The sequence below is a fragment of the Devosia sp. Root105 genome (assembly GCF_001424865.1).
Lineage (GTDB): Bacteria > Pseudomonadota > Alphaproteobacteria > Rhizobiales > Devosiaceae > Devosia_A.
On the sequence record NZ_LMCR01000001.1, the window covers coordinates 165843 to 190890 of the forward strand.

The following is a 25048-nucleotide window of genomic DNA, read 5'->3' on the forward strand; positions in this document are numbered from 1 at the left end:
CCGTCGAGCGAGTGGGCCAAATGGACTCTCCTGTCAGGCGCGCTTGAGGTCGACGACATTGGTGGTCGAGGGCACCGCGGCGATGCTGCGCCACGGCTCGGGCAGGCCGGCATCCCAGGCGCGGAAATCGGCGACGATGTGCTGGCGTTCCAGGATGGCGATATCCGGCATTGGCGGGATCACCCTGCGCCACTCGGCATCGTCGAGCCAATCGGCCACCACCGCCTTGGCTGACGGAATGAACGGCCGGCGCGACAGGATGGCGTCGCCGGCAAAGAGCAGCGGCAGCAGGGCCCGGCGATCGAACGCCGTCGGCTCGTCCATCATGCCGCGCATCAGGCGCGGCATGACATTGGCGAGGCCGCAAACGGTGCCCCGCGCGCCCGCCGCGATCAGTTCGGGCAGGTGGATCTCGCTGCCGGTGAAGATCGACAGGTGCGAGAAGCGGCGCACCAGGTCCATGGTGAAATCGAGGTCGCCGCCGGAATCCTTCACACCGGCGATCATCCCCGGATAGCGCTCGTCGAGCCGGCGCACCACTTGCGGGGTGATCGGCACGCCGCAGATATCGGGGAAGTGGTAGAGATAGAGCCGCAGCGCCGAGAGCGCTACCCGGTCGATCACCGCAGCGAAATAGCGGAACGTCGCGTCCTCGGTGATGCCGCCGCGATAGACGCAGGGCGGCATCAGCAGCACGCCGTGCACCCCCTGCCGGGTGGCATGGCTCGCCAGCGCCACCACATCGGGGAGCGACAGCGCGCCGATCGAGACCACCAGCCGGCCGGCGGGAATGCCGGCGGCGATCACCGCCTCGAGCGTTTGCGTGCGGTCCTCGAGAGAGAACTCGGCGCCTTCGCCGGTGGTGCCGAACAGCGTGATGCCGTCGCAGCCAGCCGCCAGCAGCGCCCCCATGCGGGCGACCAGACGCGGCAAATCGGGGTGAAAATCCCTGGTCAGAGGGGTCGCTATGGCGACCGCAAGGCACCGGGTCTTGGGCAGACCATCCACTCTAACCTCTTGAGATAACTGCATTTCGTGGCTCGAATGGCCAGCTTCAGGATGCTCGTCATCATCAAGATTAATTGCCGATTGTCAACATTGTGCTTGACGCATCCTCCGCCCTGTTGAAGCATCGAAACTGCGAAAGGGGCCGCAGAGGGCGCTTCGGCGTGCGGCTCCATGCAGGGAGAATAATCATGACGTTCAACGTTCCGAAATTCGGGCGCCGCACGCTGATATCGGGCGCCGCACTTCTCGTCGTTTCCATCGCCATGGCCGGGCCGGCATTTGCCCAGGCCAAGGCGCTCCGCATTTCCACCCCGGGCGCCGAGAACGAGATCCAGTCCAAGGCGCTGGTGGTGTTCAAGGACGAACTCGAAAAGGCGCTGCCCGGCGGCTTCGATGTGCAGATCCACTATAACGGCACGCTGTTCGCGCAGGGCACCGAGATCGAGGCGATGCAGCGCGGCAATCTCGAAGTGGCGATGATCTCGCCGCAGGATGTGGCGGCGCTGATCCCCGAATATTCGATCTTCACCAATGGCTACCTGATGCGCGACGCCAAGCATCTGGACGCGGTGTATGACGGCGAAGTCGGGGCCGAGTACAAGGCCAAGGTGGGCGCCGATCTCGGGCTCGAGATCGTCCGCAGCCAGTATCTGGGCTCGCGCCAGCTGGTGCTGGTGAAGCCGCGCGAGGTGAAGACCCCGGCCGATCTCGCCGGGCTGAAGCTGCGCATGCCCGGCTCCGAAACCTGGCAGTTCCTCGGCAACGCGCTCGGTGGCAACGCCACACCGCTGGCCTTCGAGGAAATCTACCTGGCGCTGCAGACCGGCACCATCGATGGCTTCGAGAACCCCCTGGCCGACGTGATCGCCAACAAGTTCTACGAAGTGACCAAAGAGGTGGTGCTGACCGACCACATGGTCTCCAACACCTTCTTTGCGGTGGCCAAACCCTATTGGGACGGGCTCAGCGATGCCGAGAAGAAGGCCATCGAAGCCGCCGAGGCCGCAGCCAAGGCGTTCAACGACGATGCCGTGCTGGCGGCCGAAGCCGATGCGGTGAAGTTCCTCGAAGGCCAGGGCCTGACGGTGGTCACCCCGGATGTCGCCTCGTTCCGCGACCAGGTGCAGAAGAAGTTCCTCGAGAGCGAGTTCGCCAAGAGCTGGCCTGCGGGCCTGCTCGACCGCATCAACGCCGCCGGCGCCTGATCCGTGCCCAACCGGCTCCGCAACCTGTGGACGCAGGTGGCCGAGGGCGTGGCGGCACTGAGTTTTGCCGTCATGTTCTTCGCCTTCATCGTCCAGGTCGCCTCGCGTTACATCTTCAACGCGCCGGTGGCCTGGACGCTGGAGCTCTGCGCCATCGCCTATGTCTGGGTGGTGTTCTGGAGCTGCGGAATCCTGGTGCCGGAGCGGCAGCAGATCGTCTTCGACGTGATCTACAACTGGTTCAAGCCGGGGCCGCGGCGCTGGCTGGCCATCTTCAACACCGCCTGCCTCGGCCTCGCCTTCCTCGCGGCGCTACCGGGCGTCATCGACTACATCCTATTCCTCGGCAAGCGCAGCACCATGCTGCTGCATGTGCGGATGGACCTGGTCTACTCATGCTTTGCCATCTTCCTCATCGCGGTGGTGGTCGGCGCGGCGATCCGGATCCGGCGGCTATTGAGCGCCGAGTGGCAGAAATCGCTTTGACTGAGATGCGACACCAAAGAACCCCAGCGTCATGAGCTTTTCCGCCTGGGCGATGTTCGCCTTGTTCTTCCTGTGGTCGTTCCTCGGCATGCCGATCGGCTATGCCATGCTGGCGAGCGGCATCGTCTACCTGCTGCTGACCCAGCAGGATATCGCGCTGGTCGCCACCCAGAGCCTCAACGGCCTCTATGGCAGCTTCGTGCTGCTCTCGGTGCCGCTGTTCATCTTTGCCGCCGAGATCATGAATGCCGGCGGCCTCACCGAGCGGATGTATGGCGTCGCCAATATGCTGGTCGGCCGCTTCAAGGGCGGGCTGGCGCATGTGAACATTCTCGCCTCGGTGATCTTTTCGGGGATGAGCGGCTCGGCGCTGGCTGACGCCGCCGGCCCCGGCAAGCTCGAGGTCGATGCCATGGTGAAGGCCGGCTATAGCCCAGGTTTTGCCGCGGCGCTGAGTTCCACCTCGGCGATCATCGGGCCGATCATCCCGCCCTCGATTCCGATGGTGCTTTACGGCGTCGTCGCCAACACCTCGATCGGCTACCTGTTCATGGGCGGGGTCATTCCCGGGCTGCTGCTGGCCGGGGCGCAATCGGCGATCGTCACGGTGATGGCGCGCTATAAGGATTTTCCGGTCGAACCGGCGCCAAAGCTCCGCGAGGCGGCGCGCACGGTGTTTCACGCCATCCCGGTGCTGTTCCTGCCGGTGATCCTGCTCGGCGGCATCTATTCGGGCGCCGTCACCCCCACCGAGGCCGCTGCCGTAGCGGCGTTCTGCGCCCTGCTGCTCGCCGCCTTCCTCTATCGCTCGCTGACTCTCAAAGCCTTCTACCGGGTGCTGGTCGATTCATCGAAGGCCACCGCCATTGTCGCCATCACCATTGCCGGCGCGCTGGTGATGAACTGGGTGGTGGCGGCCGAGCAGATCCCCGAGGCGATGGGCCAGTGGATGATCAGCCTCGAACTCAGCCCGGTGCTGTTCATGTTCGTGGTGACGTTGCTGTTCCTGATCCTCGGCGCCTTCCTCGATACGCTGCTGATGCTGCTGATCATCATCCCGATCCTGATGCCGACAGTGATCGCGCTCGGTATCGACCCGGTGCATTTCGGCGTCGTCTCGGTGGTGAACCTGATGATCGGCCTCGTCACCCCACCAATGGGCGAGCTGGTGTTCCTGATCGCCGGAGTTTCCGGGATCAAGGTCGCCGATATCACCAAGGAGCTCTGGCCCTTTCTGATCGCGCTGATCGGGCTGCTCTTCGTGCTCGTCTATGTGCCCCAAATCACGCTCTGGCTGCCCGAAATGGCGGGCTACAAAGTCCAGGGCAATTTTATGCGTTGACCACCTGAGGACCCCGCCATGCCCGGCATGAAAGATCTCGTCAAAGGCACCGACCGCTACCGCAACTTCATCGGCGGACAGTGGGTGGACTCGACGCTCAAGGAATGGATCGAGGTGGAGAACCCGGCCACCGGCCAGGTGATCGCTTCGGTGCCGCGCGGCAATGCCGACGATGCCGACCGTGCGGTCACCGCCGCCTACCAGGCCCAGCCCGCCTGGGAAGCGCTGCCGCCGGCGTCGCGCGGCCAGTTGCTGAAGGACCTCGCCCGCGTCGTCCTGGAAAACCGCGAGCGGCTCGCCCGCATGGTGATCGCCGAACAGGGCAAGCCGTTGCAGGAAGCGCGTGGCGAGATCGAAAGCGCCGCGCTTTACCTCAGCTATGCCGCGGAGGAAGCCCGACGCATCACCGGCGACATCATCCCCTCGGACAATCCGGACGAGCAGATCTGGATCCAGAAGGTGGCGCATGGCGTGGTGATCGCGCTCACCGCCTGGAACTACCCGGCCGCGCTGATGTGCCGGAAGATCGGGCCGGCGCTGATCGCCGGCAACACCGTGGTGGTGAAGTCGCACGAGGGGACGCCGACGACGGCGCTGGAGATCGCCCAGCTCGCCGACCAGGTCGGCTTTCCGGCGGGGGTCATCAACATGGTCAGCGGCACCGGCGAAGGGGTCGGCCGGGCACTGGTGACCCACCCGCAGAGCCGGTTGATTACCCTCACCGGCTCGGTGCGGGCCGGCAAGGACATCTTCCGCAACGCCGCCGACGACCTCAAGATCCTTCGGCTCGAGCTCGGCGGCAAGGCGCCCTTCATCGTCGCCGAAGATGCCGATATCGGCGCCGCGGTGCGCGCCGCGGTGCTGTCGCGCTTCGAGAATTGCGGCCAGGTCTGCATCTGCAACGAGCGTATGTATGTGCACGAAAAGATCGCCGACGAGTTCCTCGAGCGTTTCACCGGCGCGGTGAAGCAACTGAAGGTCGGCGACCCCACGACGCTAGTCGATGTCGGGCCGAAATTCTCGCGCCCCGAACTCGACAAGGTCGATCGCATGGTGGAGGCGGCCAAGGCCGCCGGCGCCGAAGTGCTGACCGGCGGACGCCGCCTCACCGAGGGCGAGTTCTCGCGCGGCCACTGGTACGATCCGACGGTGCTGAAGGTGAACGACAACTCCATGCAGATCATGCAGGACGAAGTGTTCGGGCCGGTGGTGCCGGTGATGACCGTCACCGATTTCGACGAAGGCCTGCGGCTCGCCAACGAGAGCCGCTATGGCCTCTCGGCCTATGTGTTCACCAAGGACATGCGCCGCATGATGCGGCTGATCCGCGAGCTGAAATTCGGCGAGATCTACGTCAACAAGCAGGGCGGCGACGTGGTCCAGGCCCACCACGCCGGCATCCGCGATTCCGGCATCGGCGGCGAGGACGGGCGTTATGGGCTGGATGCGTATTTCCAGAAGAAGACGATCTACGTGAACTATGCGTGAGCCTGGGCGACCTGCTCCACCCCACCCAGCTTCGCTAAGCCGCTGACGCGGCCAGCTGCGCTACCCTCCCCATCAAGGGGAGGGAGACGATGGAACCGAGAGCTCGCAGTCAGGTCTCCCTCCCCCTTGTGGGGAGGGTAGCGTCGCCGGGAGTGAAGCGACCTGGCAAAGCTAGGGTGGGGGTGAGCCCCCTACTCCGGTACCGCCGCATAAGCCGTATACGCGCTGGTCGCCAGCCAGCCGGCATCCACCGGCAGGGTCACACCGGTGATCGCCGAGGCGGCGTCGGAGCACAGGAACCAGATCGCCTCGCCGACATCGGCGGGCTGTACGAAGCGGCGGAGGGCGGCTTTTTCGATGATCAGTTTCGGGTCGCGCTGACCCGAATCGATGCGTGCCTGCATGGCCGGGGTCAGCACGTAGCCGGGCGCCACGGCGTTGACCCGCACACCTTTGGGGCCCAGTTCGGCGGCGAGGATTTCGGTCAGCATTTTGATCGAGGTCTTGCCCATGGCATAGGCCGGCTGGCCGGAGGGACGGTAGGTGGTGAGCGAGCCCATGTTGATCAGCACACCCGCGCCGCGCGCCGCCATCGCCGTGCCGAAGGCCCGGTTGACCACCAGGGTGCCGCGGACATTGATGGCGTGGATGCGGTCATACTCGGCCATATCCATTTCGAGCACGCGCACGGCGTTCTGCAGCACGCCGGCCGAGTTGACCACCGCATCGACCGCGCCGCGGCGCGCCAGCACGTCTGTGGCATAGGCCGCCACCGCGTCGTCGTCGGCGACATCCAGCCCGGTATAGGTGGCGCCCAGCTCCGCCGCGATGGCCTCGCCGCGTTCGGCATTGCGGTCGGCGATCTCCACCGCCCAGCCGCCGGCTGCGAAGCGCCGTGCCGTCGCCTCGCCGATGCCGCTGGCGCCGCCGGTGACCACCACGAGTTTGCTCATCGCTTGCTCCCATAATCCTTCGCCGCCGCTTCGGGCGTCACCTTGCCATTGGCGATGTCGGCCTCGATCGCGGGGCGCGCGCGCCGCTGCGGATCGCCCCAGCCGCCACCGCCGGCCTGCTCGTGCCGGATCACTGTGTCCTTGCCGATCTCCAGCGTCACCTTGGCCGGCAGCACCTCGAAGCCGGCACCGCGATCGATCAGGTTGCGCGACGAGGCTGCCGGACCGCCGCCGAACAGGCCATAGGGCGAATGCTCGTGGCGGTCGGCGCGCAACTGCAGCACGGCGCTCTCGGCCAGCAGTCGATACTGCCGCACCAACCCAAGCCCACCACGAAACTCGCCGGCGCCGCCCGAATCCGGCCTCAGCGCATATTCCTCCATCAGCAGCGGATAGCGCGCCTCGATGGTTTCGATGGGGAGGTTCGACATGTTCTGGCTGGGGTTGGTGATGCCCTCGACCCCGTCCTTGTCGGCTCGGCCGCCCCAGGCGCCGTTGATCATATCGACGAAGACGAAGGGTTTTGGCGGCTCACCGTGATAGCCGCCGATCGCCACCACGGTATTGCCGCCCTCGCCGGCCGCCATCAGCTTTTTCGGCGCGATCTGCGCCAGCGCCCCCATTACGGTGTCGACAACGCGATAGCCGGTGAGGGCGCGCGCCGCGACCGGCGCCGGCATGCGCGGGTTGAGGATCGAGCCTTCCGGCGCCGTCACCGTGATGCAGCGATAGACCCCGGCATTGTTGGGCACGTCGTGGTCGAGGGCGCAGCGGATGGTGAGATAGGTTGCGGATTTGACGAAGCTCAGCGTCGCGTTGATGGCGCCTTTCACCTGCGGCGACGAGCCGGTGAAATCCACCCAGAGATGGTCGCCCTTCACGGTGATGCAGCAGACGATCGGGATCGGCGCCAGTGAGAAGCCATCGCCATCGATATAGTCGGTGAAGCGGTATTCCCCATCCGGCCAACTGGCGATCGCCTTGCGTGTCAGCGCCTCGCCATAGTCGATCAGCCGGTCGAAATAGCGCTCCAGCTCGTCGCCGTGACGCTCGAACAACCGCAGCATTTCGCGCTCGCCGATATTGCAGGTGGCATATTGCGCATCGAGATCGCCCAGCACCAGTTCGGGCAGGCGCACGTTCTTTTCGATGATGGTCAGGAGCGTGCGGTTGGGGCGGCCGCGCTCGTAGAGCTTCATCGGGGCGATGCGCAGCCCCTCCTGGAAGATCTCGGTCGAATCCGAAGCGTTCGAACCCGGCACCCGGCCGCCGACATCGCAATGGTGCGCGATCACCACGGAGAAGCCGAGCAGCCGTTCCCCTGCAAAGATCGGCTTGAACATGAAGATGTCAGGCAGGTGCATGCCGCCGTCATAGGGATCGTTGAGGACGATCACGTCGCCGGGGAACAGGTCGCCTGCGAAGCGGCTCCGCACCACCTCGATCGCGTCGGGAACCGCCCCCAGATGCAGTGCCACGGTCTTGGCCTGGCTGAGGATGCGCCCCTCGGCGTCGCAGATGGTCACCGAGTAATCGAGCACGTCGCGGACGATCGGCGAACGGGCAGTGCGCATCACCGCATAGGCCATGTCGTCGACGATGGTATCGAGCCCGGATTTGATGACCGCGAAGGTGATGGGGTCGAGGGCGTTCATCGGACCGGCTCCAGCGTGGCGACGAGGCTGCCGGTGGCATTGGGCGCAACGCGTGCGCCTGATGGAATGACGATGGTGGTATCCGGGCCCTCGATGATCACAGGTCCATCGATGGCGCCGGTCACCGCCGCGCGACGCAGCACCGGCGTCAGTTGCGCTCCACCACGACCGAAATGCACCTCGCGCCGGGCGGCGTTTGCTTCGCCATCGCCGGGGTCGCCGGCCTTGAGGGCGCGGAAATCCAGCGGCTCGGAGTTCTGCGCACGGGCGTGGAGCCGCAGCGCCACTGCCTCGACCGCATCGGTTGGGGTGTAGCCATAGCTGTCGCGATAGGCGGCGATAAAGGCGGGCCGGAGCACCGCCGCATCGAACCGGTCGAACGGGATCGACAGAGCGGCGTCCTGGCCATCGAGCCTGAGGTCGATCTCATAGCTGCAGGCGATGGCCGCGGCAGGGTAACCCTGGGCCGTGAGCTGCGCGACCGCAGCTCGCTGCATCTCGGCCGAGAGCGCCACGACCTCCGCTGCATCGACGCGGTCGAGCCGGCCGGCGAGCGCCCGCAACTCGTGATGCTCCACGGTGCCGGCCAGCATGCCCATGGCAGTGAACACGCCAGGCGAGGGCGGGAACAGCACGCGGGTGATGCCGAGCGTTCGCGCCAGATCCGCCGCATGCACCGGGCCCGAGCCGCCGAAGGCGAGGAGTGTCAGGTCGCGCGGGTCGAGCCCGCGCTCCACCGTCACCGCCCGGATAGCGCGCACCATGTTGGCGTTGGCGATCTCGCGGATGCCATAGGCCGCCGCTTCGATGCTGAGCCCCAGCGGCTGCGCCAGCTGGCGATCGATCGCGGCGCGGGCCGCCGCGATATCGAGCGACAGGCTGCCACCGGCGAGGCGCGGCGGCAGCAGGCCGAGCACCACATTGGCATCGGTGACCGTCGGCTGCGTGCCGCCGCGGCCGTAGCATACCGGCCCGGGCGCCGCTCCGGCCGAGCGCGGCCCGACGGTCAGCAGCCCCGCCGGATCGATGGCGGCGATCGAGCCCGCGCCGTTGCCGACCTCGGCGACATCGACAGTGGGCACCCGCATCATGTAGCCGCCCGCCTTGATGAAGCGCGACGGCACCGACATGCCAGCCCGGAACTCATATTCGTGCGTCCGCGCCAGGATGCCGCGATGGATCAGCGCCGCCGACGCGGTAGTGCCGCCCATGTCGAAGGCAACGAGGTTGGCTTCATCGGTGGCGGCGCCGAGCCGCTGTGCGCCCACCGCCCCGGAGGAGCGGCCCGAGGAAATGAAGAACACCGGCTTTTGCTGCGCCACGCTGGCCGAGGAGAGCCCGCCATTGGAGTTGCCGATCAACAGCGGCGCCGTCACGCCATGGGCGCGGAGCTTCTGCTCCAGCCGGGTGAGGTAACCGCGCAGCGGCGGCAGCACATAGGCATTCACCGCCGTGGTCGAGGTGCGCTCATACTCGCCGGCTTCGGGCAGCACATCCACCGAGGCGGTCACCGCGATATCCGGGAAGGCCGCGGCGAATACAGTCGCTGCCTGCCGCTCGTGCACCGGGTTCTTGTAGGAGTTGAGAAAGCAGATCGCGACCGACTCGATGCCTTCGGCGGCGAAGAACCGTCCCGCCGCCAGCACGTCGTCGAGCCGCAGCGGCGTCATCACCGTGCCGTCGGCCCGCACCCGCTCCGTGGCTTCGAGCCGATAGCGGCGCGCCACCAGCGGCTCCGGCTTATCCCAGGTGAGGTCGAACATGCCGGGGGTGCGCAGCCGGCCGATCTCCAGCACGTCGCGAAAGCCGCGCGTGGTGATCAGCCCGCAGCGGGCGCCCAGTTTCTGCAGCAGCGTGTTGGAGCCGACGGTGGTGCCGTGCAGCACTTCGGTGAGCCCGTCGGGGGCAAGTCCCGCCGCCGCCAGCACCTCGAGCATGCCGGTGACCAGCGCATCTTCCGGCGCCTCGGGGGTGGAACTCACCTTGGCCGAAAAACTGGCGCCATCGCTGCGCAGCAAGACGAGGTCGGTAAAGGTGCCGCCGATATCGACGCTGAGGCGGGCGCTGTGGGTCATCGGCTACTTGTCGGAATTGAGTTTGCCGCCATTGGCCCAGTCATGCGGTTCGATATCGTGGAAGACGATGTCGACGACCTCGGGCCGGCATTTGAGGATGCGGGCGGTCTCGCGCGTCACGATCTCCGCGAACTCGCGCTTCTGTTCGATGCTGCGTCCCTTGAGCAGCTCGACCTTGATCATCGGCATTTGGTGTCTCCTACAGTCGGGTGTTTGGGGGGCGTTTCACGCCTCGGCCGCACCGAGGTGCTTGGACTCAGCGCTCGCCACACCCACCGGCTGTCATCCCAGCGAAAGCTGGGACCCAGCCATCGGCTGGCGCGGGCGGTGAGTTGGGTCCCAGCTTTCGCTGGGATGACATCGAGTGTGGTTCAGTCATCCGTGAACTCTTTTTGACCTGTGTCACGCGCTACAGCCAGGCATTGACGTGCCAGGGGGCGAACTCGTCTTCGCCATAACCCAGCAACTCGCTCTTGGTCGGCTTGCCCGAGGCGGTGGCGATCATTTCGCGGAACACCAGCTCGCCCATCTCGTCGATCGAGGCTTCGTCATCGAGGATGGCGCCGCAATTGATATCCATGTCCTCTTCCATGCGTCGGAACATCGCGGTGTTTGTCGCCAGCTTGATCGAGGGCGATGGCCGGCAGCCGAAGCAGGAGCCGCGTCCGGTGGTGAAGGCGATGAGGTTGGCGCCGCTCGCCACCTGCCCGGTCGCCGACATCGGATCGAACCCCGGTGAATCCATGAAGACCAGGCCTTTGGTGGTGAGCGGCTGGGCGTAGCCGATGACATCGGTGAGGTTGGTGGTGCCACCCTTGGCCACCGCGCCGAGCGATTTTTCGAGGATGGTGGTGAGCCCGCCGGCCTTGTTGCCGGGCGAAGGGTTGTTGTCGAAGCCCTGCGGCTCGTTGCGGGTATAGTCCTCCCACCAGTCGAGGAGGCCGAGCAGCTTCTCGCCCACGTCCTTGGTCACGGCGCGTTCGAGCAGCAGGTTCTCGGCGCCATAAATTTCCGGCGTTTCGGCGAGGATCGCCGTGCCGCCGGAGGCCACCAGCCGGTCGACCGCGGCGCCGAGCGCCGGGTTGGCGGAAATGCCGGAAAAGCTGTCCGAGCCGCCGCATTGCAGCCCGACGATGATCTCGCTCACCGGCACCGGCTCACGTTTCGCCTGGGCAGCACGCTCCAGCATCGCCTCGACCAGCTCGATGCCGCGGCCGATCGAGGTGCGGGTGCCACCGGTCTCCTGCATCACCAGCTTGTTGAGTTCGTCGCCGAGTTCGAGCTGCTCCTCGTCGATCAGCTGGTCGATCTGGTTGTCCTCGCAGCCCAGCCCGACCAGCAGCACGCCGGCGAAATTGGGGTGGCGGGCATAGCCGCCGAGCGTGCGCCGCAGCATCGACATCGACATCGAACCGTCGGCGACGCTGCAGCCGGATTTATGGGTCATCGCCACCACCCCATCGACGCCGGGATAGGGCGCGAGCCGCGCGGGATCGCGGAAATGATCGGCAATCATCCGCGCCACCAGCGACGAGCAGTTCACCGAGGTGAGCACGCCGACATAGTTGCGAGTCGCGACCCGCCCATCGGCGCGCACGATGCCGTCAAAACTCGGGATCTCGGCCTTCGGCCTGAGCGGCGCGTTGGAGAGCCGGGTGCCTATGGCATGGCCGGCCATCGAGGTCTCGAAGCCGAGATTGTGGAGATGGACATGCGCGCCCGCGGCGATCGCCTGACGCGCCAGTCCGATCGGTTGGCCGAACCGGTGCACCGCGGCGCCCGGCCGAAGTTCCACCAGCGCCACCTTGTGCCCGAACGGGATGTCGGTGGCGGCGACGCCGGGAAAGGGCGCCAACGCCTCGCCGGCATGGAGATCACGCAGCGCGATCCCCACCTCGTCCCCGGGCTTCAGCTGCAGCACCGCAGCGACCTGACCAGCCATGACCACCTCTCCTCGAGAAGGAGACAATCACACTAATCGTCGATTGTCAGCAATCAGCAGCGCGAAGACCAGCCGGATTTTCTACCCTGCCGGCTAGCGAAACCATCATCAGGCAACTCAGCGCCCCACCGGCGTCATTCCCGCGAAGGCGGGAACCTAGTGGGATGCCGCTGCATCCGCTGAGGCCGAGATATCCCCACCTTCGCGCATATGCACTAGGTCGCGCCCCACCCACCGGGTCATTCCTGCGAAAGCGGGAACCTCTGTTTTCTTGGCCGTTGCGCGATCGCAAACGGAGGTCCCCGCTTTCGCGGGGGATGACACCGAGTTGGGGGGACTTGCAGCGCCCGGGTTCGCATACCCAGCGTCACCCTATTGCGGCTAACGCAGCGTGCACAGGGCCGGAATCCCTAGCTCAGCACCTCAGGAAGCGGTTACGGTGCGCGGGTTCTCTTCGGTGTGTGCGGCCAGCAGCTTCACCTCGGCCTCGTTGTGGCTCTTGGCCAGCTGTTCGGCGAGATCAGGCTGGCGCTCGATCACTGCGCCGATCAGCGCCGCATGCTCATCAACCAGCGCCGCATAGTCCTTGGGGAAGAACCCCGAATGCACCATGTGGAAGCGCACCTGCTGCATGATGAAGCCATGCTGCTCGGCCAGCCGCCGATGCTTGGCGATCTCGACGATCTCCTGGTGCAGGCGGAAATCGATATCGGTCACATCCTCGAAGCGCTTGTCCTTCACGGCGCGCGTCAGTTCGGCGACGGTGGATTTGAGCCGCTTGTGGTCGGCGGCGACCCCGTGCTCGGCCGCCAGCCGGGCCGCCAGCCCTTCGAGCGCGGCGCGCAGCGTATAGAGCTCCCAGGCATCGCGCGGCGAAGTCTCGGACACCTGCCAGCGGGTGAACGCCACCTGCTGCACCAGCCCTTCACGCGCCAGCTGCGCCAACGCGGCGCGCACCGTGCCGCGGCTGACCTCGAGCTCTTCGGACAGCTGGGTCTCGAGCAAGCGCCCGCCGGCGGGCAGAATGCCCTCGAGAATATGGGTGCGAATCCCATCGGCGGCCTGCCGATCGAGCAGGCGCTTTTCGGACTTCAGGCTAGTCAACTTGGCCATAAGCCCTCCGCGATTGCTGACGATCAACCATCAACCAGCAATTAGCTGATCAGGCCTGATCCGTAAATGGAGGCGCCGCACTGCCCCAGACTCAGCGCCAGCCGCCGAATCCTCGGCGCATGGCCCGCAAAAGTCAAAGGCCGGCGCCAGGCGCCGGCCTTTTTCAGGTCGTCGGTCGGATGCGCTTACAGGACGTCGGCCGAGACCGAAGCGCGGAACGGCGCGGTCGGGCTCGCCAGCGGACGCAGCGCCTCCATGGCGGTGCCCTCGTCGCCGAACGGGATCGAGATCCCGAGCTTCACGGTATGGGTGGTGTTCGACTCGTCGTCCTGGTCGAAGGCGTGCAGGCCTTCATAGGAGGCGACGAGGTTGAGGTTGAGATCGCCCGGCAGCCGATAGGCCGCCTTGACGCCCCAGTTCACATACTCGCCGGGATCGTTGGACACGTCGAAGTTGGCGCTGAAGCCATAGCCGACATTGGCCATCACGGCGAAATCGCTCGACAGGGCATAGGCCGCGCCGATCTCGGCGAACGGCCCGACAAAGCCCTCGTCGTCATTGTCGAAATCGTCATTGGGCGCGAAGGCATAGCCGAGCCGACCAACCAGCTGGGCGTGATCGATATCCACTGCCGCCTGGACGCCCGCGGCATAGCCGACGAACTGATCGACGGTCTCCGCATCGGGATAGGTGGCAAGCGTGCCGAAGCCGCCGAGATACCAGTTGTCCATCCGCATGCCGACCTGCGCGCCGAGCACGCCGAGATTGCCGTTGGTGACGTTCGGATCGCTGTCCTCGATCGCGAGCCACTCGCCATAGCCATCGAGCCCGAGCACCAGCGCATCGTACTGCCCCTCGATGGCGAAGGCGCCATAGACCCCACCAAAACTGCTGAAATCGCCGCCATCCTCCTGCGCCATGCGGCCGAGCCCACCAAGCTCAACCACACCGCGTAGGCCATAGGATTCAACAACGGGCGCCTCATACGCAGTTTCGATAAACAGATCGGCAGCCTCAGCCACCGAGACAAGCGCCAGGGCGCTAACGCCCAACATGAATGAACGGAACACGAATCGACCTCCAAGGTTTATTACTCGGCTATACCAAGTCATATGATGACTTGGTAGGTGGAGGGATGCGGTTCGAGGGACGTTGTTGCGGGTGGGTCACAGGTGGATTGGTGAGGGGCGCCGAGGGAGCACTTCGCGTGACCCACTGACGGCCAGTCTCAGCCTGGCAATGTGGGGCCGAATTCTGCACGAAGTCGTTTGGTCGCAGACTATTCTCTCCTGAGAAGCCCGGCCCCTAGCCGCACCGCGCTTAACACCAGTTCACGCCGTTCTTCGGTAGCTTGGAAGGCTGCGCTTACACTCACATAGTCCAGGCTTCGCAAACGATGACCCGCTGCAGGGTAGACCAGCCGTCCCGAGGCACGGGCGGGGCGAGAATAAATCATACTCTACAGCTGCTGAATGCTGAGCGCCCGAAAGCCTCTAGTGCGCGATCCACCGACGGTACCGCCAAAAACCTCAGACAAAGAAATGCCACGATAGGAACTGCTTATGGCGCGCCAAGGCAGCTGGCGGAGAGAAAGTCCGCTAAGACACCCCAATTTCCAGGCGTCTTGGTAGCTCAGTTTCGAGGCGTATTCAACTCGGCTCACAACGCATAGTTATCGCAAGAATCACGGTAAGATGGCCCGCGTCTGGAACGCGGGGGCATCAATGGACTGGACCATCCTTAAGGACGTTCTGCTTGCACTCTTGGCCGTGTACGGAGCCGTGCTTTCCACCATCAACTGGCGAAATGCGGCCCGTAAGGACCAGCGCCTAGTCAAGGTGAACATGGGAACTGCAATGCTCACGTACACTGATGGGACACTTGGGGCGCCTTTCGCCCAGATTGAGGCCACCAATGTTGGTCATCGTGCCGTGACGATATCGTCTTTGTACATTGGGTTCCCGGACAACAAGAAGATGGTGGTCACCTCGAACGACGCGTTTGGGAAGCCTGACACTCGCCTGCCCGTTGAACTCAAGGATGGCAGCACCGCCGTTCTGTACATGCCGTACGCTGATATCGCAGACACGCTGCACCGCGCCGGGCTGACGGGGAAGGTGGTACTCACGCCAATAGCAGCAGACACGGCGGGTGGCTTGCACAGAGGCGCGCCGTGGACCACCTCCGCGGATGAACTAATGGCCACCGCGCGGGCCTAGCGTGCTCCCCACAGGTAGGGTGCGCGCGAAAGTGCCTTCGGATCGAAAGCTACTACCTGCGCCTCCACACCGGTCGGCATCTGTTTTTGCAGGTTGCCTTGGAGCGCCTTCAAATCGTCCGCGGACTGCTCGCCAGCGGCGACGTATAGAACGTTAGGACGGATGCGCTCAGCGATCATCGTAAGCTTTTCGATTTCGTCCGCGCTGAGGCCTTTCGATCTGGTGGCCTCGATTGCGTACACAAGGCCATCGGCGATGACTATGGCGTCCACCTCCGCGTCCGGCTTCTTGGGTCGCCCTTCCTGCGGATAGGCCTTCCACAGTGTGAGGGACGGTGAAAAATAGAAAGAACTTCGGGCTTGCCGAAATAGGGTCCACATCGCCCAAATGACTGCCTCCACGCCGTGGAAGCGGTAGGCATCGACTAAGAAACCGTTCGCGCGAAAGTCCCACTCGTCGGACACTGGCACCGGCCGGGCCGTGCGGCACACGCTACACTCCATGGACCGGCCAAGCCCCTCAACGCCCGACCAATTCTTGTTGAAGCAAGTTTGGCACGTCCAATGGTAACCCTGAAACAGGACCTGCCGCTCGCATAGGTACTGTATAGCCGGGTCTAGATAGTCGGCTGGGTAGCTAAGCTCCCCGCGCTCGCCATCTGGGTCGTCAGACGGAACTTCCACAACAGCCATTCGGCCCTGAATTTGTGGCGTGCCATCGCGCTTAAGCCACTCCTCAACCGACTGTTTCCAGTCAGCCGCTAGCTCCCCATAACTACGGGCAGGCGTCTCCGCCCTAAGTTCGGCGGCCGCCCGCAGCGCAACTTCACCGAGCCGGGCGAACTCCGTTTCTGTCCGGAGAGTCACCGGTCCAGTTTTTTGCCCAAGACGGTTCCGAATGGTGCTCACGACGCGAGTGGCAAGATCAGGGCGCCTCTCTAAAAGTCCAGCGCCGAGTACCTGAAACTCGTCATGCCAAAAGCCCTCCATAAGGGTGGCAAAGGCGTGCGGCACGTCCTCGAACAGTTGCAGGACGCCTAGGAGGTATCGCCCCTTGTCCGATATCGCCGAGTGCTGGAACCGCTCGCGGCCGTGCTTGGGTGGCTTCCGTTGGCGCTCAAACTCCCGCCACTCAAAGCCATCTTGAATGCCTATGCCGATGGCCGTGAGGTCATCCTCCGGCAACGCAAGCATCGGCGCCCTTTGGGTGAGATTGGTGGCGAATGTGTACATGCCATTGACGTTCGGCCGCACCATTCCGGGCGGGTTGCCGATGCGATCATTGCTATCCATTTCGAGTGTGAAGGCACGCTCGATCCTTATGCGTCGCGGGAGCATCCAAACGTCCCGGACGTTTGAGGATCGGCTGTGGTCCACCTCCCGCTCAAGCATTACGTCAACCATCCAAGCGCCACCGCGCATGGGCTGCGGTGGCATCGCTTCAGATACGTGCCATGGGGGAGCGACCGGTACCGACAAATGCCGACCGCGAAACTCTGTTGATGCCTTGGCCTCCGGCTCCTCCATGAAGCCGCCAGTGCTATATCGCGCGGACGAGCGGCCATCGAAAACCGGGATCACCTCGGAAGGGTCCCCGAGAGGCCGGACCGAGACTGTCAGGAAGTTGCCGGCCTCTCTGAGGCGGTTGCCGAGGTCGACCAACTGTTCGCGATTGAGCGAGCACGATTCGAGACCGATGGCATCATTTCGGTTCGCTGAGCCGTACGCTCCTCGGGTCGCCATGACGCGGCGCAGGGACGCGAGAAACGCGGCATCCTCAAACGAGTCTCTCGAAAGCCGAAGCTGCTGGATTTCGTAGGGACGACTCCTGTCCTTGCGGTGGATGCCGTTCCAAAAGGCCAAACGGTCGGCGGGGGTGTCGCCAACCACAATCGTCAGGCCCTCATAAAGGCGGGTGCTATGTCCAGTGAGGTATGGGGCATACATCTCGGACAAGTTTGAGAGGGTTACGAGCGGCCGCCGCCGTTCGGCTAGCACGTCCATCACCTGTGCCTCCCCAAGCACGTAATTGGCGTGGGGGTTCCTGTGCATGTGCGGATCATCCCTTTGCTCCGCAGAGAGTAAGGTGACCGGCGCCAGAATATCCGAATACCGCATCACTAGGCCGTTGGGGTAGCTGCGACCAAACAGCCCAAAGTTCTCCTCAAGGAACGGAAATAGGGCGTCTCGGGGGTACTCCGAGTCGAGCGTCTGAAGGCGCGCCGTTGGCGGCGAAAACGGGCCGGGCCGACTCAAGAAAGTGGGGATCACAGAGAGGCTGAGCAGCGCCGCACGGGAGGATGGGAGGGGGGAGGAGAGCCCCCATCCTTACCGCACCAGCGCCACCGCAAGGTATCCCCGGAGGCAATACCGGACGGACAGCATCGGGAGGGCTCCCCCGTATGGATTTTGGGGTCTCTCGCGCGAGGTCTCTATTTTACCGCGTGGCGACGCAGAGGTTTCCCCCTGGGGGGCCTCGTGAAACGACAGCGCAGGGCAATTGACCGGGGGCCTCATCATGCGCCCTCCCCCAAGCCAGCGCCGTTGAGCCAGTGCCCCTCAGCCGCTCCGGGAGGGCCGCGCCTTGGCGGAGCTACTGTTTGCCATGTCGCCCAGCCTCGCCGCTCCACGGGCCTCCCGCGCGGCCCGCATCGTGTTGCCCGCTAGTGTTGGACGGGAGAGGGAGGAGGCGCTGTCCAGCACCATCCCATCACCAGCGCCACCAGCACAATTGTCAGGCACAACGTTCGTTGACATTGGACAATTCCTCCGATTAGACTCCTCATCACCCGCCAGAGGAGCCCACCGCCGTGCGCCACTACGTCATCTACACCCGCGTCAGCACCGCCGAGCAGGGCCGCAGCGGCTTGGGCTTGGAGGCGCAAGAGCGCGACATCCAGTTGTTCCTCACGAACTATTCGGAGGTGCCGTGGGAGATCGCCGGGCGGTTCCAAGACGTGCAGTCGGGCGGGGATGACGACCGGCCTCAGCTTCGCGCCGCCTTGGAGCAGTGCCGCCGCACCGGGGCTGAGCTTCTGGTAGCGAAGCTGGACCGCCTCAGCCGCAAGGTGTCGTTCATCGCCCAGCTAATGGATGACCCCAAGGTGCGGCTTCGCGTTGCCACCATGCCGCACGCCGACAAGTTCCAGCTTCACATTTACGCAGCGCTGGCCGAGCAGGAGCGCGACTTCATCTCCGCCCGCACCAAGGCCGCCTTGAAGGCCGCGAAGGCCCGTGGGAAGACGCTGGGCGGGCTTCGCGACAGCACCATGAGGCGCAACGCCGCCATCCAGCAGAAGGCCGCCAGCGAGGCCCAGAAGCTCCTCCAGATCATCGGCCCCATGCGAGACGCCGGGCGGACCCTTGAGGCAATCGCCATCGCGCTGGACCACATGGAAGTTGCGACCTCCCGTGGCGGCAAGTGGACGCCCAAGCAGGTATCTCGGGTGTTAGCTAGGCAGCAGCCGCGGTTAGCCCCAAAGACGGCAATTGTGACTGCATCTCCAGTTGGAAAGGATCGGTTAGCCCCGGCCGGATCGTTGGACCCACAATTCGATCTGCCAACGACTTAAGTGCCGCCGACCGATCTGCTCGCCGCCTCTTATCGGTTGCCTCGTTGCCCAGCGAACGAAAGTGAACCTCAAGGTGGGCCATCTCGCCGTCCTCCAATACCCAGACCACGGAAACCCGATAGTGCTCGAATACCAGTGCGGCCAGCACGTCGTAGAGGATATCGTAGAATCCGAGGTAGACCCGCCTTTTTTCCTGAGGAGGAGGTTCCCCTAGGTCTGCCTCAAGCTTCGCGTTCTGCTTGCTTTCGATGCGAATACCATAAGCGTGCACATCCGCATCGTCGGGCATAATGCACCGGCACACGACGGACATTTTGTAAGTACGATTGGGATTGTCCTTCTCAGCGTCGTCCGCCCTGAAAGTCAGTAACGTCGTCCTGTCGAATGACTTATTCGGAAACGACTGCGGGAAGTGAACGGCTCGGCTGACGCGGTGCCTGTCGTCCATTAGTCCTCCGTCGCGGACGAACGGGCTTGCGAAGACTGAAGCAGTATTGGAATCAAACTCGGCATTGCCTCTGCCCCGTCTTTCACCTCGTGGTAGCACCGTAGCTGACTCGCCTTGTGAAGATCGAGAAGGCTGACCTCCTCACCAGCAATCGTCAGCAACTTGGCTATTCCACCGTCTTCCCACGTCATGACGAGAGCCTCTGCATCCTGAGGGAAGATGTGAGGAGGCGCGAGATCGAACGTGCTTCTCATGAGGCCGACAAGGTTTGTCGCGTACCTGGACGTTACGTCGTCAATGTGAAGTGGGTCCGACGGCGGCAGTTGGGCCAGACGGCCGATCGTCTCGCTCAAGAGCAAGAAATCAAGCGATCTGGGGCTATTCGGCGTCCCACCTGACAGGTCGCCCGTCCACTGCCCCACGCTAGGGGCAACCGGCATTTCACCCGTCGATGTCGAGCCAGAATCGAGATCGTAGGCACCGGTCGACCCTGGAGCGACTTGAGCTTCCGTAGCGTGGCTCCAGCTATAGTACGCTCGCCGCTTATTGCGCATTGTTCACCAGCAGACGGGTTAGGGTTGGTTCTACGGCTAGACGGGCAATCTCGTCCTGCATATCGCTATACATGGCAACTTGCTGTTGAGGATCAAGGAGCCTGCTTGATGGTGCGCTGTTGACGTCCATCCTGACGGAGGCAGCATGGGAAAGCTCAGTGAGAGGGTTGATCGCCCCACTTCCGCCCGACACCTGAAAGCGAAGCACTTGGAAAGTCGCAGTCGCCCATCGCAATAGGCGGTTCATCTGTTCGCCCTTTGCCGACGGGTACGGCATGCGAAGGTTCATCTGCACCGAAAAGTCTGTCAACCCAATGACTGGCTGCGGAAACATTGCGAGCTGCTGCGCGAGGGTAGTCGCTGCTTCCGCGCTCCCCGCGATGCTAACTAGATCAGCCACGATGGCTACGCGGAGCGCTGGCCCGATGCTACATAGGGCCGCTGCCACGGGCCCGATTTCCTGCAACAGCCCAAGAGGCATAGTTGGCGCTAGGTTTTCACCAACGGGCGATAGCACAATGTCCACACGGCCAGGTTGAACCTGTACCTCGCCGCGCTGTCCTGAGGCAATTAGGCCGGATGCAGTGCCCCAAAACGGATTTGTAGGGCCGGGAACGCGGTTACGCTGCACAGTCTCAGCTTCTAAGCCGAAGGCCGCCTTGTATAGTGCGTCAGACTGAACAGCATCAGCTTCGCTCCCGAACCAAACAAGCTGAATTGCTTGGATCGCCCAATCTACCAAGAGTTTTCCCTCGCGCTTTTGCAGAAGCTACATCACCTACGTCACTCAGCCGTCAAGGGGCGCCTGTGTGATTTGCCTAATGCGACGCGAACATCCGCGTATGGCATAGCCCCGTGTGGGGCACCCGCTTGGGGCACCGGCAATCTGTATCGCTTATAAAAACTATTTAATATCAAGGCATTATGCTAACAACAGGGGGATGGCGGAGAGAAAGGGATTCGAACCCTTGAGACGGTTCCCCGCCTACACACTTTCCAGGCGTGCGCCTTCGACCACTCGGCCATCTCTCCGCATGCAGCGGGCCGGGCGGGCCCGGGTCTGCGTGTCCGGGGGCTGAGCCTGCCGGAGCGGGCGCAATATACTCATCGACGTCGTGACCGCAAGGCACATAACGCGCCGATGACGGGGATTGCGGGCAAGGCCCGGCAAAGTTGTCTTGTCCCGCGCGCGGACCGCGTGGCAAAAGGGTTGCCAGCAGCCGGTGGAGCATTGGGACTCCGCACGGCGCATCCCGGACGCGACGGACCTCGATGCGGCTTTTTATCAGGCTTTTGGGCACCTGGCTCCTTGGTGTGGCGCTGATCCTGTTGATCATCGACGGCACGCGCTCGCTCGGCGCCAACCAGCTGATCTTCACCTCGCTTGCCGAGAACTGGACCTGGCTCAATGCCGAGAGCCTCGCCACGGTGCGCGAGTTCCTCGCCGGCCGGTTCTTCGGCATGGTGCTCGAGCCGGTCTCGGAGGCGATCTTCGCCATGCCGGGCTGGGCGGTGCTGGCGGTGCCCGGCGCCCTGTTGGCCTGGGCCGGGCGCTCGCGCAAGACCCGGCTGTTCGTCCGGCACGACCAGATCTGACAGGAACGGCCCTTGCCCCTCCATGACCGCGACGGCTTCACCGCGTTTGTCACCACGCTCCCCGGGGTGACGCTGCACGAGCAATGGGAAGCGCTGGTCGCCAAGGTCGGCGGCAAGGTGTTTTGCCTGCTCGGCGACGCCTCGGGCGATATCGTCTTCAAGGTGGGCGAGATCGCCTTCGATGGGCTGACCGAGCTCGAGGGGATTGCGCAGGCGGCTTACTTCGCCAAGCGCCAGTGGGTGCGGGTTTCGCCGGGCGCGCTCGAGGACGAACTTGCCGAGGGCTATGTCCGCCAATCGCATCGGCTGATCGCCGACAAGCTGACGCGCAAGCTCAAGGCCGAGCTGGGAATCTGAGCAGCACGTTGACGAAGTCGTTCAGGCCTTCTTAACTACCCCGCATAAGCCATGAGGGGGCGAAGATGGTTGCGGGATTGCTTTATGTCATTGGGCTGATTGCGGTGCTGGCGACGCTCGTCGTTGCCGGGTACGGGGCGCCCGGCCTGATCCAGATGGTCAACACGGCGCTCGATACGCCGGGCTCGGACCTCGTTGCCACGCTCATCGACGTGGCGCGGCTGCTGCAATGGGCGGTGCTGCCGTTCGTCGGCGGGCTGGCGCTGATGGGGCTGGGGCGTATCGTCATGCTGCTGGGCGCCATCAACCGGGCGCTGCGCGGCAACGCCTGAGGCCGGTTCTCAGTGAGGGCTTTCCTAGGTCTCCCCTCACCCACGATGTCACCCCGGCAGAGGCTGGGGGCGCCGCGAGCTCCGCAAACGGAGGTTCCCGCTTTCGCGGGAATGACCCGGTGGGTGGGGTGCCATCAGGGCTGAGCGAAGCAACAGCTATCCGAACAACCCATCGTACAGGTCGTCCCAGTGGGGATTGTCCTTTTCGATCAGTTCGATCTTCCAGACCCGCCGCCACTTCTTGATCTGTTTTTCCCGGGTGATGGCGTTGTAAGGGTCGTCGTGCTGTTCGAAGTACACCAGCTTGTGCACGTGGTAGCGGGATGAGAAGCCCGGGATCAGATCCTCACGGTGGATATAGATGCGCACTGGAAGGTCGCCGGTTACGCCGGTGTATAGCGTGCCGTACTTCCGACTGGCGAGGATGTAGACGAAGAACCGCCCGCTCGTGCTCATGCCCTAACGGCTACCACGAAGTCATTCCCGCGAAAGCGGGAACCTCTGTTTTTGTGCCTGCCGCACGATCGCAAACGGAGGTCCCGCTTTCGGGGGACTCCATGGCAATACTGAAACAGAAACGGGCGGCCCTCGTGGACCGCCCGTTCAACATCTCTGACCCTGATCAGGCGCGCGGCTGCGGCACGATGCGGAGGTAGGGCTTCAGCGTCTTCCAGCCTTCCGGGTACTTCTCGCGCGCCGCTTCGTCGGAGACGGCGGGGACGATGATCACGTCTTCGCCCGATTTCCAGTTCACCGGCGTCGCCACCTGGTGCTTGGCGGTGAGTTGCAGGCTGTCGATGACGCGGATGATCTCGTCGAAGTTGCGGCCGGTGGAGGCCGGATACTCGATCTTGAGCTTCACCTTCTTGTCCGGCCCGATGACGAACAGCGAACGCACGGTGAGGCTGTCATTGGCGTTGGGGTGGATCATGTCGAACTTGGTGGCGATCTCGCGATCGACGTCGGAGATCAGCGGGAAGTTGAGCGTGGCGCCCTGCGTCTCGGCGATATCGGCGGCCCAGCCGGCATGGTTCTCGAGCTTATCGACCGACAGGCCCAGCACCTTGACGCCGCGCTTGTCGAACTCGGGCTTCAGCTTGGCAGTGTAGCCGAGCTCGGTGGTGCAGACCGGGGTGAAATTCTTGGGGTGCGAGAACAGCACGGCCCAGCTGCCGTCGATGTAATCGTGGAAGCGGATGCGACCTTCGGTGGTCTCCGCCTCGAAATCGGGGGCGGTATCGCCGATGAGAATTGCCATGATGAACTCCTTGATGCGGGTCGTATGCCATGCCTGGCACTGGAGCAGGATTGCGATCGTTCGATCGCCCTCCAGCTCCACGTCCTTGTTTTGTCGCGAGATCGAACCGGAAAAGTCTCACAACTTTTCCTGATCTCGCTCTAGCGCGCGCCACTATCGAACGCGGGCCAGTCGATTGCGACTGCGCCGCTTGAAATCTTTTTGTGTTTTGCCGTCAAGCGGCAACAACCGCTTCCCCGAGCGCGGGGTCGGCAGCAAAATCAGCGTGCTAGGTCGGTTTCGGCAGCGCGCTACGAGATCGGGACGGGTCAGATCAGGCCGCTGGCGAAGGCATATTGCAGGGCGGCCACGATCGCCAGGGGCGGCGCCAGAGCTAACGCCAAAGCGCGCGGCTGGCTGAGCCGCGCCACCCGGGCGATGAGGAACACGACGACGATAAAAAGCAGCGAGGCGACGATGGACGCCGAACCCTGCGACAGCCAGCTGAACATGATCACGCCTCCCGAAGCCCGCGGGCGGGCATCGCGGTGAGCCTGCGCGCCCACAGCTTGCCTGGGGCTTGCCCGGTTCAGTCGGGGTTGAATCGAGTTTGAACGATGTGGGGGGTGTTTGTAGCTGGCCCGCAACTTGGCACTGCGGGTGGTTTCGCGTCCCCTCGCCCCCTTGGGGAGAGGTTAAGGTGAGGGGCGCAAAGCAAACGGGATGTGCAGCCGTCGCTGCAAGGCCGACCCAGCGCTCGATGCCGGTGCGCTTGGCGCCCCTCACCCCCGCCCTCTCCCCAAGGGGGCGAGGGGGCGTTGTGGCGCGGCCGGCTAAAGCCTAGATACCACCCGCGGCCGGCGCGGGTGCTGCTGCGGCTGCCTCAGGCGAGCCCTTGGGGGCGCCGTTGGTCCAGGTGACGTCGAGGCCGGTGAGCGGCACCACCGACAGCGACATCTTGCCCGAACCCTGCTGCAGCTCGCGCGAGTGGGCGAGGTAAACCAGCGAGTTGTTCTCGGCATCATAGATGCGCGAGACGCGCAGGCTCTTCCAGATCAGCGAGCGCGACTGCTGGAAGATCTCTTCGCCGCCCTTGTTGGTGTTGATGTTGCCGATGGTGACCGGGCCGGCGGCGGCGCAATCGACCGCCGAATAGGACGGATCCTCGAACCAGTTGCCCTGCTGCAGCCGATCGATCAGCGAGCGGTTGAAATAGGCGACATGGCAGACGACGCCCTTGATCTCCGGGTCGGCGACCGCTTCGACATTGATGTCGTTGCCGGTCCAGTCGACCCCGACGCGGCCCACATCGGTGCCGTTATTGTTGCCACATGCGGCGAGCGCGCCAGTGAGAACGAGGGCGAGGCCGAGGAAGGCGAAGCGCTTGAGCATGCTCATGGGGTCCAGGGGTTCGGGGTTGCGGTGTGGCCTGATGTGGGGACCTTGCCGGGTTCACGCAACGGCTGG

Annotated in this window: 23 protein-coding genes and 1 tRNA gene; 10 read left to right on the forward strand and 14 right to left on the reverse strand. The window is 64.1% G+C overall.

The features are described 5' to 3' along the window. Positions 1–33: 33 nt before the first annotated feature. Entirely contained in the window at positions 34–1032 is a 999-nt protein-coding gene (locus ASC68_RS00815) for a dihydrodipicolinate synthase family protein (RefSeq protein ID WP_082527801.1), read from the reverse strand. 164 nt (positions 1033–1196) lie between these two features. Between ASC68_RS00815 and dctP the strand changes: the two genes are divergently transcribed. From dctP to aldA, 4 genes are read left to right on the forward strand one after another with little or no spacing between them, the layout of a single operon-like run. Next, a complete protein-coding gene (dctP, locus tag ASC68_RS00820) occupies positions 1197–2213 on the forward strand; it encodes a TRAP transporter substrate-binding protein DctP (protein ID WP_055873323.1) in 1017 nt (338 codons plus the stop codon). Between the two features lie 3 nt (positions 2214–2216). Then, positions 2217–2699 carry a TRAP transporter small permease subunit gene (locus ASC68_RS00825; protein WP_055873325.1) on the forward strand — a complete coding sequence of 161 codons (483 nt, stop codon included), beginning with the start codon at positions 2217–2219 and terminating at the stop codon, positions 2697–2699. A gap of 31 nt (positions 2700–2730) precedes the next feature. Next, complete coding sequence (locus ASC68_RS00830; RefSeq protein ID WP_055873327.1) at positions 2731–4041, forward strand: TRAP transporter large permease; 1311 nt, start codon at positions 2731–2733, stop codon at positions 4039–4041. 18 nt (positions 4042–4059) lie between these two features. After that, positions 4060–5529, forward strand: coding sequence for an aldehyde dehydrogenase (aldA, locus tag ASC68_RS00835; protein WP_197420994.1), 1470 nt, complete (start codon positions 4060–4062; stop codon positions 5527–5529). Positions 5530–5720: 191 nt separating this feature from the next. On the opposite strand, the gene ASC68_RS00840 is transcribed toward aldA, so the two are convergent. The 7 genes from ASC68_RS00840 to ASC68_RS00870 all read right to left on the reverse strand — a co-directional run bounded on the left by ASC68_RS00840 (position 5721) and on the right by ASC68_RS00870 (position 14337). Further along, positions 5721–6482, reverse strand: a complete 762-nt coding sequence (locus ASC68_RS00840; RefSeq protein ID WP_055873330.1) for an SDR family oxidoreductase — start codon at positions 6480–6482, stop codon at positions 5721–5723. Continuing rightward, positions 6479–8137: a hydantoinase B/oxoprolinase family protein gene (locus ASC68_RS00845; RefSeq protein WP_055873332.1), complete on the reverse strand. Its 1659-nt coding sequence runs from the start codon at positions 8135–8137 to the stop codon at positions 6479–6481. Before ASC68_RS00845 ends, ASC68_RS00840 begins: the two co-directional genes overlap by 4 nt. Further along, on the reverse strand, positions 8134–10212 hold the full coding sequence (locus ASC68_RS00850) for a hydantoinase/oxoprolinase family protein (RefSeq protein WP_055873334.1): 2079 nt from the start codon (positions 10210–10212) through the stop codon (positions 8134–8136). The genes ASC68_RS00845 and ASC68_RS00850 overlap by 4 nt, the downstream gene beginning before the upstream one ends. 3 nt (positions 10213–10215) lie before the next feature. Then, positions 10216–10401: a 4-oxalocrotonate tautomerase gene (locus tag ASC68_RS00855; RefSeq protein WP_055873337.1), complete on the reverse strand. Its 186-nt coding sequence runs from the start codon at positions 10399–10401 to the stop codon at positions 10216–10218. 220 nt (positions 10402–10621) lie between these two features. Further along, positions 10622–12154 carry an altronate dehydratase family protein gene (locus tag ASC68_RS00860; RefSeq protein WP_055873341.1) on the reverse strand — a complete coding sequence of 511 codons (1533 nt, stop codon included), beginning with the start codon at positions 12152–12154 and terminating at the stop codon, positions 10622–10624. A 423-nt stretch (positions 12155–12577) separates the two neighbouring features. Continuing rightward, entirely contained in the window at positions 12578–13267 is a 690-nt protein-coding gene (locus ASC68_RS00865) for a GntR family transcriptional regulator (protein ID WP_055873344.1), read from the reverse strand. Positions 13268–13452: 185 nt separating this feature from the next. Beyond that, positions 13453–14337, reverse strand: a complete 885-nt coding sequence (locus tag ASC68_RS00870; RefSeq protein WP_156387207.1) for a hypothetical protein — start codon at positions 14335–14337, stop codon at positions 13453–13455. Between the two features lie 654 nt (positions 14338–14991). Between ASC68_RS00870 and ASC68_RS00875 the strand changes: the two genes are divergently transcribed. Further along, entirely contained in the window at positions 14992–15486 is a 495-nt protein-coding gene (locus ASC68_RS00875) for a hypothetical protein (RefSeq protein ID WP_055873350.1), read from the forward strand. Here the strand turns inward: ASC68_RS00875 and ASC68_RS00880 are convergent. Continuing rightward, positions 15483–17489 (reverse strand): hypothetical protein, encoded by a 2007-nt coding sequence (locus tag ASC68_RS00880; RefSeq protein WP_156387208.1) that lies wholly within the window; start codon positions 17487–17489, stop codon positions 15483–15485. The genes ASC68_RS00875 and ASC68_RS00880 overlap by 4 nt on opposite strands. 806 nt (positions 17490–18295) lie before the next feature. On the opposite strand from ASC68_RS00880, the gene ASC68_RS00885 reads away from it, so the two are divergent. Together ASC68_RS00885 and ASC68_RS28520 are read left to right on the forward strand one after the other, a co-directional pair. After that, positions 18296–19057 carry a recombinase family protein gene (locus ASC68_RS00885; protein ID WP_082527802.1) on the forward strand — a complete coding sequence of 254 codons (762 nt, stop codon included), beginning with the start codon at positions 18296–18298 and terminating at the stop codon, positions 19055–19057. A gap of 564 nt (positions 19058–19621) precedes the next feature. Next, a complete protein-coding gene (locus ASC68_RS28520) occupies positions 19622–19903 on the forward strand; it encodes a hypothetical protein (protein WP_156387209.1) in 282 nt (93 codons plus the stop codon). A 1098-nt stretch (positions 19904–21001) separates the two neighbouring features. Here the strand turns inward: ASC68_RS28520 and ASC68_RS00900 are convergent. Next, a tRNA-Ser gene (locus ASC68_RS00900) sits at positions 21002–21091 on the reverse strand. A 240-nt stretch (positions 21092–21331) separates the two neighbouring features. Here ASC68_RS00900 and ASC68_RS00905 point away from each other — a divergent pair. The 3 genes from ASC68_RS00905 (at position 21332) to ASC68_RS00915 (ending at position 22344) form a co-directional block, all read left to right on the forward strand. Next, positions 21332–21655 (forward strand): hypothetical protein, encoded by a 324-nt coding sequence (locus ASC68_RS00905; RefSeq protein WP_156384598.1) that lies wholly within the window; start codon positions 21332–21334, stop codon positions 21653–21655. Positions 21656–21667: 12 nt separating this feature from the next. Beyond that, positions 21668–22012: an MmcQ/YjbR family DNA-binding protein gene (locus tag ASC68_RS00910; protein ID WP_055873366.1), complete on the forward strand. Its 345-nt coding sequence runs from the start codon at positions 21668–21670 to the stop codon at positions 22010–22012. Positions 22013–22077: 65 nt separating this feature from the next. Beyond that, positions 22078–22344 (forward strand): hypothetical protein, encoded by a 267-nt coding sequence (locus ASC68_RS00915; RefSeq protein WP_055873369.1) that lies wholly within the window; start codon positions 22078–22080, stop codon positions 22342–22344. Between the two features lie 156 nt (positions 22345–22500). Here ASC68_RS00915 and ASC68_RS00920 read toward each other — a convergent pair whose 3' ends face one another. The 4 genes from ASC68_RS00920 to ASC68_RS00935 all read right to left on the reverse strand — a co-directional run bounded on the left by ASC68_RS00920 (position 22501) and on the right by ASC68_RS00935 (position 24979). Next, on the reverse strand, positions 22501–22800 hold the full coding sequence (locus ASC68_RS00920; RefSeq protein WP_055873372.1) for a GIY-YIG nuclease family protein: 300 nt from the start codon (positions 22798–22800) through the stop codon (positions 22501–22503). Positions 22801–22966: 166 nt separating this feature from the next. Next, positions 22967–23602 (reverse strand): peroxiredoxin, encoded by a 636-nt coding sequence (locus ASC68_RS00925; protein ID WP_055875875.1) that lies wholly within the window; start codon positions 23600–23602, stop codon positions 22967–22969. Between the two features lie 308 nt (positions 23603–23910). Next, positions 23911–24093 (reverse strand): hypothetical protein, encoded by a 183-nt coding sequence (locus tag ASC68_RS00930; protein WP_055873375.1) that lies wholly within the window; start codon positions 24091–24093, stop codon positions 23911–23913. A 328-nt stretch (positions 24094–24421) separates the two neighbouring features. After that, on the reverse strand, positions 24422–24979 hold the full coding sequence (locus ASC68_RS00935) for a CreA family protein (RefSeq protein ID WP_055873378.1): 558 nt from the start codon (positions 24977–24979) through the stop codon (positions 24422–24424). Positions 24980–25048: the final 69 nt, after the last annotated feature.

What these genes read in the sequence shown, in the direction of transcription:
- ASC68_RS00865 (WP_055873344.1), bottom strand. Translation starts at nt 13,267, where the DNA reads ATGGCCAAGTTGACTAGCCTGAAGTCCGAAAAGCGCCTGCTCGATCGG.
- ASC68_RS00925 (WP_055875875.1), bottom strand. Translation starts at nt 23,602, where the DNA reads ATGGCAATTCTCATCGGCGATACCGCCCCCGATTTCGAGGCGGAGACC.
- ASC68_RS00905 (WP_156384598.1), top strand. Translation starts at nt 21,332, where the DNA reads ATGCGGCTTTTTATCAGGCTTTTGGGCACCTGGCTCCTTGGTGTGGCG.
- ASC68_RS00840 (WP_055873330.1), bottom strand. Translation starts at nt 6,482, where the DNA reads ATGAGCAAACTCGTGGTGGTCACCGGCGGCGCCAGCGGCATCGGCGAG.
- ASC68_RS00935 (WP_055873378.1), bottom strand. Translation starts at nt 24,979, where the DNA reads ATGAGCATGCTCAAGCGCTTCGCCTTCCTCGGCCTCGCCCTCGTTCTC.
- aldA (WP_197420994.1), top strand. Translation starts at nt 4,060, where the DNA reads ATGCCCGGCATGAAAGATCTCGTCAAAGGCACCGACCGCTACCGCAAC.
- ASC68_RS00875 (WP_055873350.1), top strand. Translation starts at nt 14,992, where the DNA reads ATGGACTGGACCATCCTTAAGGACGTTCTGCTTGCACTCTTGGCCGTG.
- ASC68_RS00880 (WP_156387208.1), bottom strand. Translation starts at nt 17,489, where the DNA reads ATGGACGTGCTAGCCGAACGGCGGCGGCCGCTCGTAACCCTCTCAAAC.
- ASC68_RS00815 (WP_082527801.1), bottom strand. Translation starts at nt 1,032, where the DNA reads ATGCAGTTATCTCAAGAGGTTAGAGTGGATGGTCTGCCCAAGACCCGG.
- ASC68_RS00930 (WP_055873375.1), bottom strand. Translation starts at nt 24,093, where the DNA reads ATGTTCAGCTGGCTGTCGCAGGGTTCGGCGTCCATCGTCGCCTCGCTG.
- ASC68_RS00860 (WP_055873341.1), bottom strand. Translation starts at nt 12,154, where the DNA reads ATGGCTGGTCAGGTCGCTGCGGTGCTGCAGCTGAAGCCCGGGGACGAG.
- ASC68_RS00830 (WP_055873327.1), top strand. Translation starts at nt 2,731, where the DNA reads ATGAGCTTTTCCGCCTGGGCGATGTTCGCCTTGTTCTTCCTGTGGTCG.
- ASC68_RS00855 (WP_055873337.1), bottom strand. Translation starts at nt 10,401, where the DNA reads ATGCCGATGATCAAGGTCGAGCTGCTCAAGGGACGCAGCATCGAACAG.
- ASC68_RS00845 (WP_055873332.1), bottom strand. Translation starts at nt 8,137, where the DNA reads ATGAACGCCCTCGACCCCATCACCTTCGCGGTCATCAAATCCGGGCTC.
- ASC68_RS00920 (WP_055873372.1), bottom strand. Translation starts at nt 22,800, where the DNA reads ATGAGCACGAGCGGGCGGTTCTTCGTCTACATCCTCGCCAGTCGGAAG.
- ASC68_RS00915 (WP_055873369.1), top strand. Translation starts at nt 22,078, where the DNA reads ATGGTTGCGGGATTGCTTTATGTCATTGGGCTGATTGCGGTGCTGGCG.
- dctP (WP_055873323.1), top strand. Translation starts at nt 1,197, where the DNA reads ATGACGTTCAACGTTCCGAAATTCGGGCGCCGCACGCTGATATCGGGC.
- ASC68_RS00850 (WP_055873334.1), bottom strand. Translation starts at nt 10,212, where the DNA reads ATGACCCACAGCGCCCGCCTCAGCGTCGATATCGGCGGCACCTTTACC.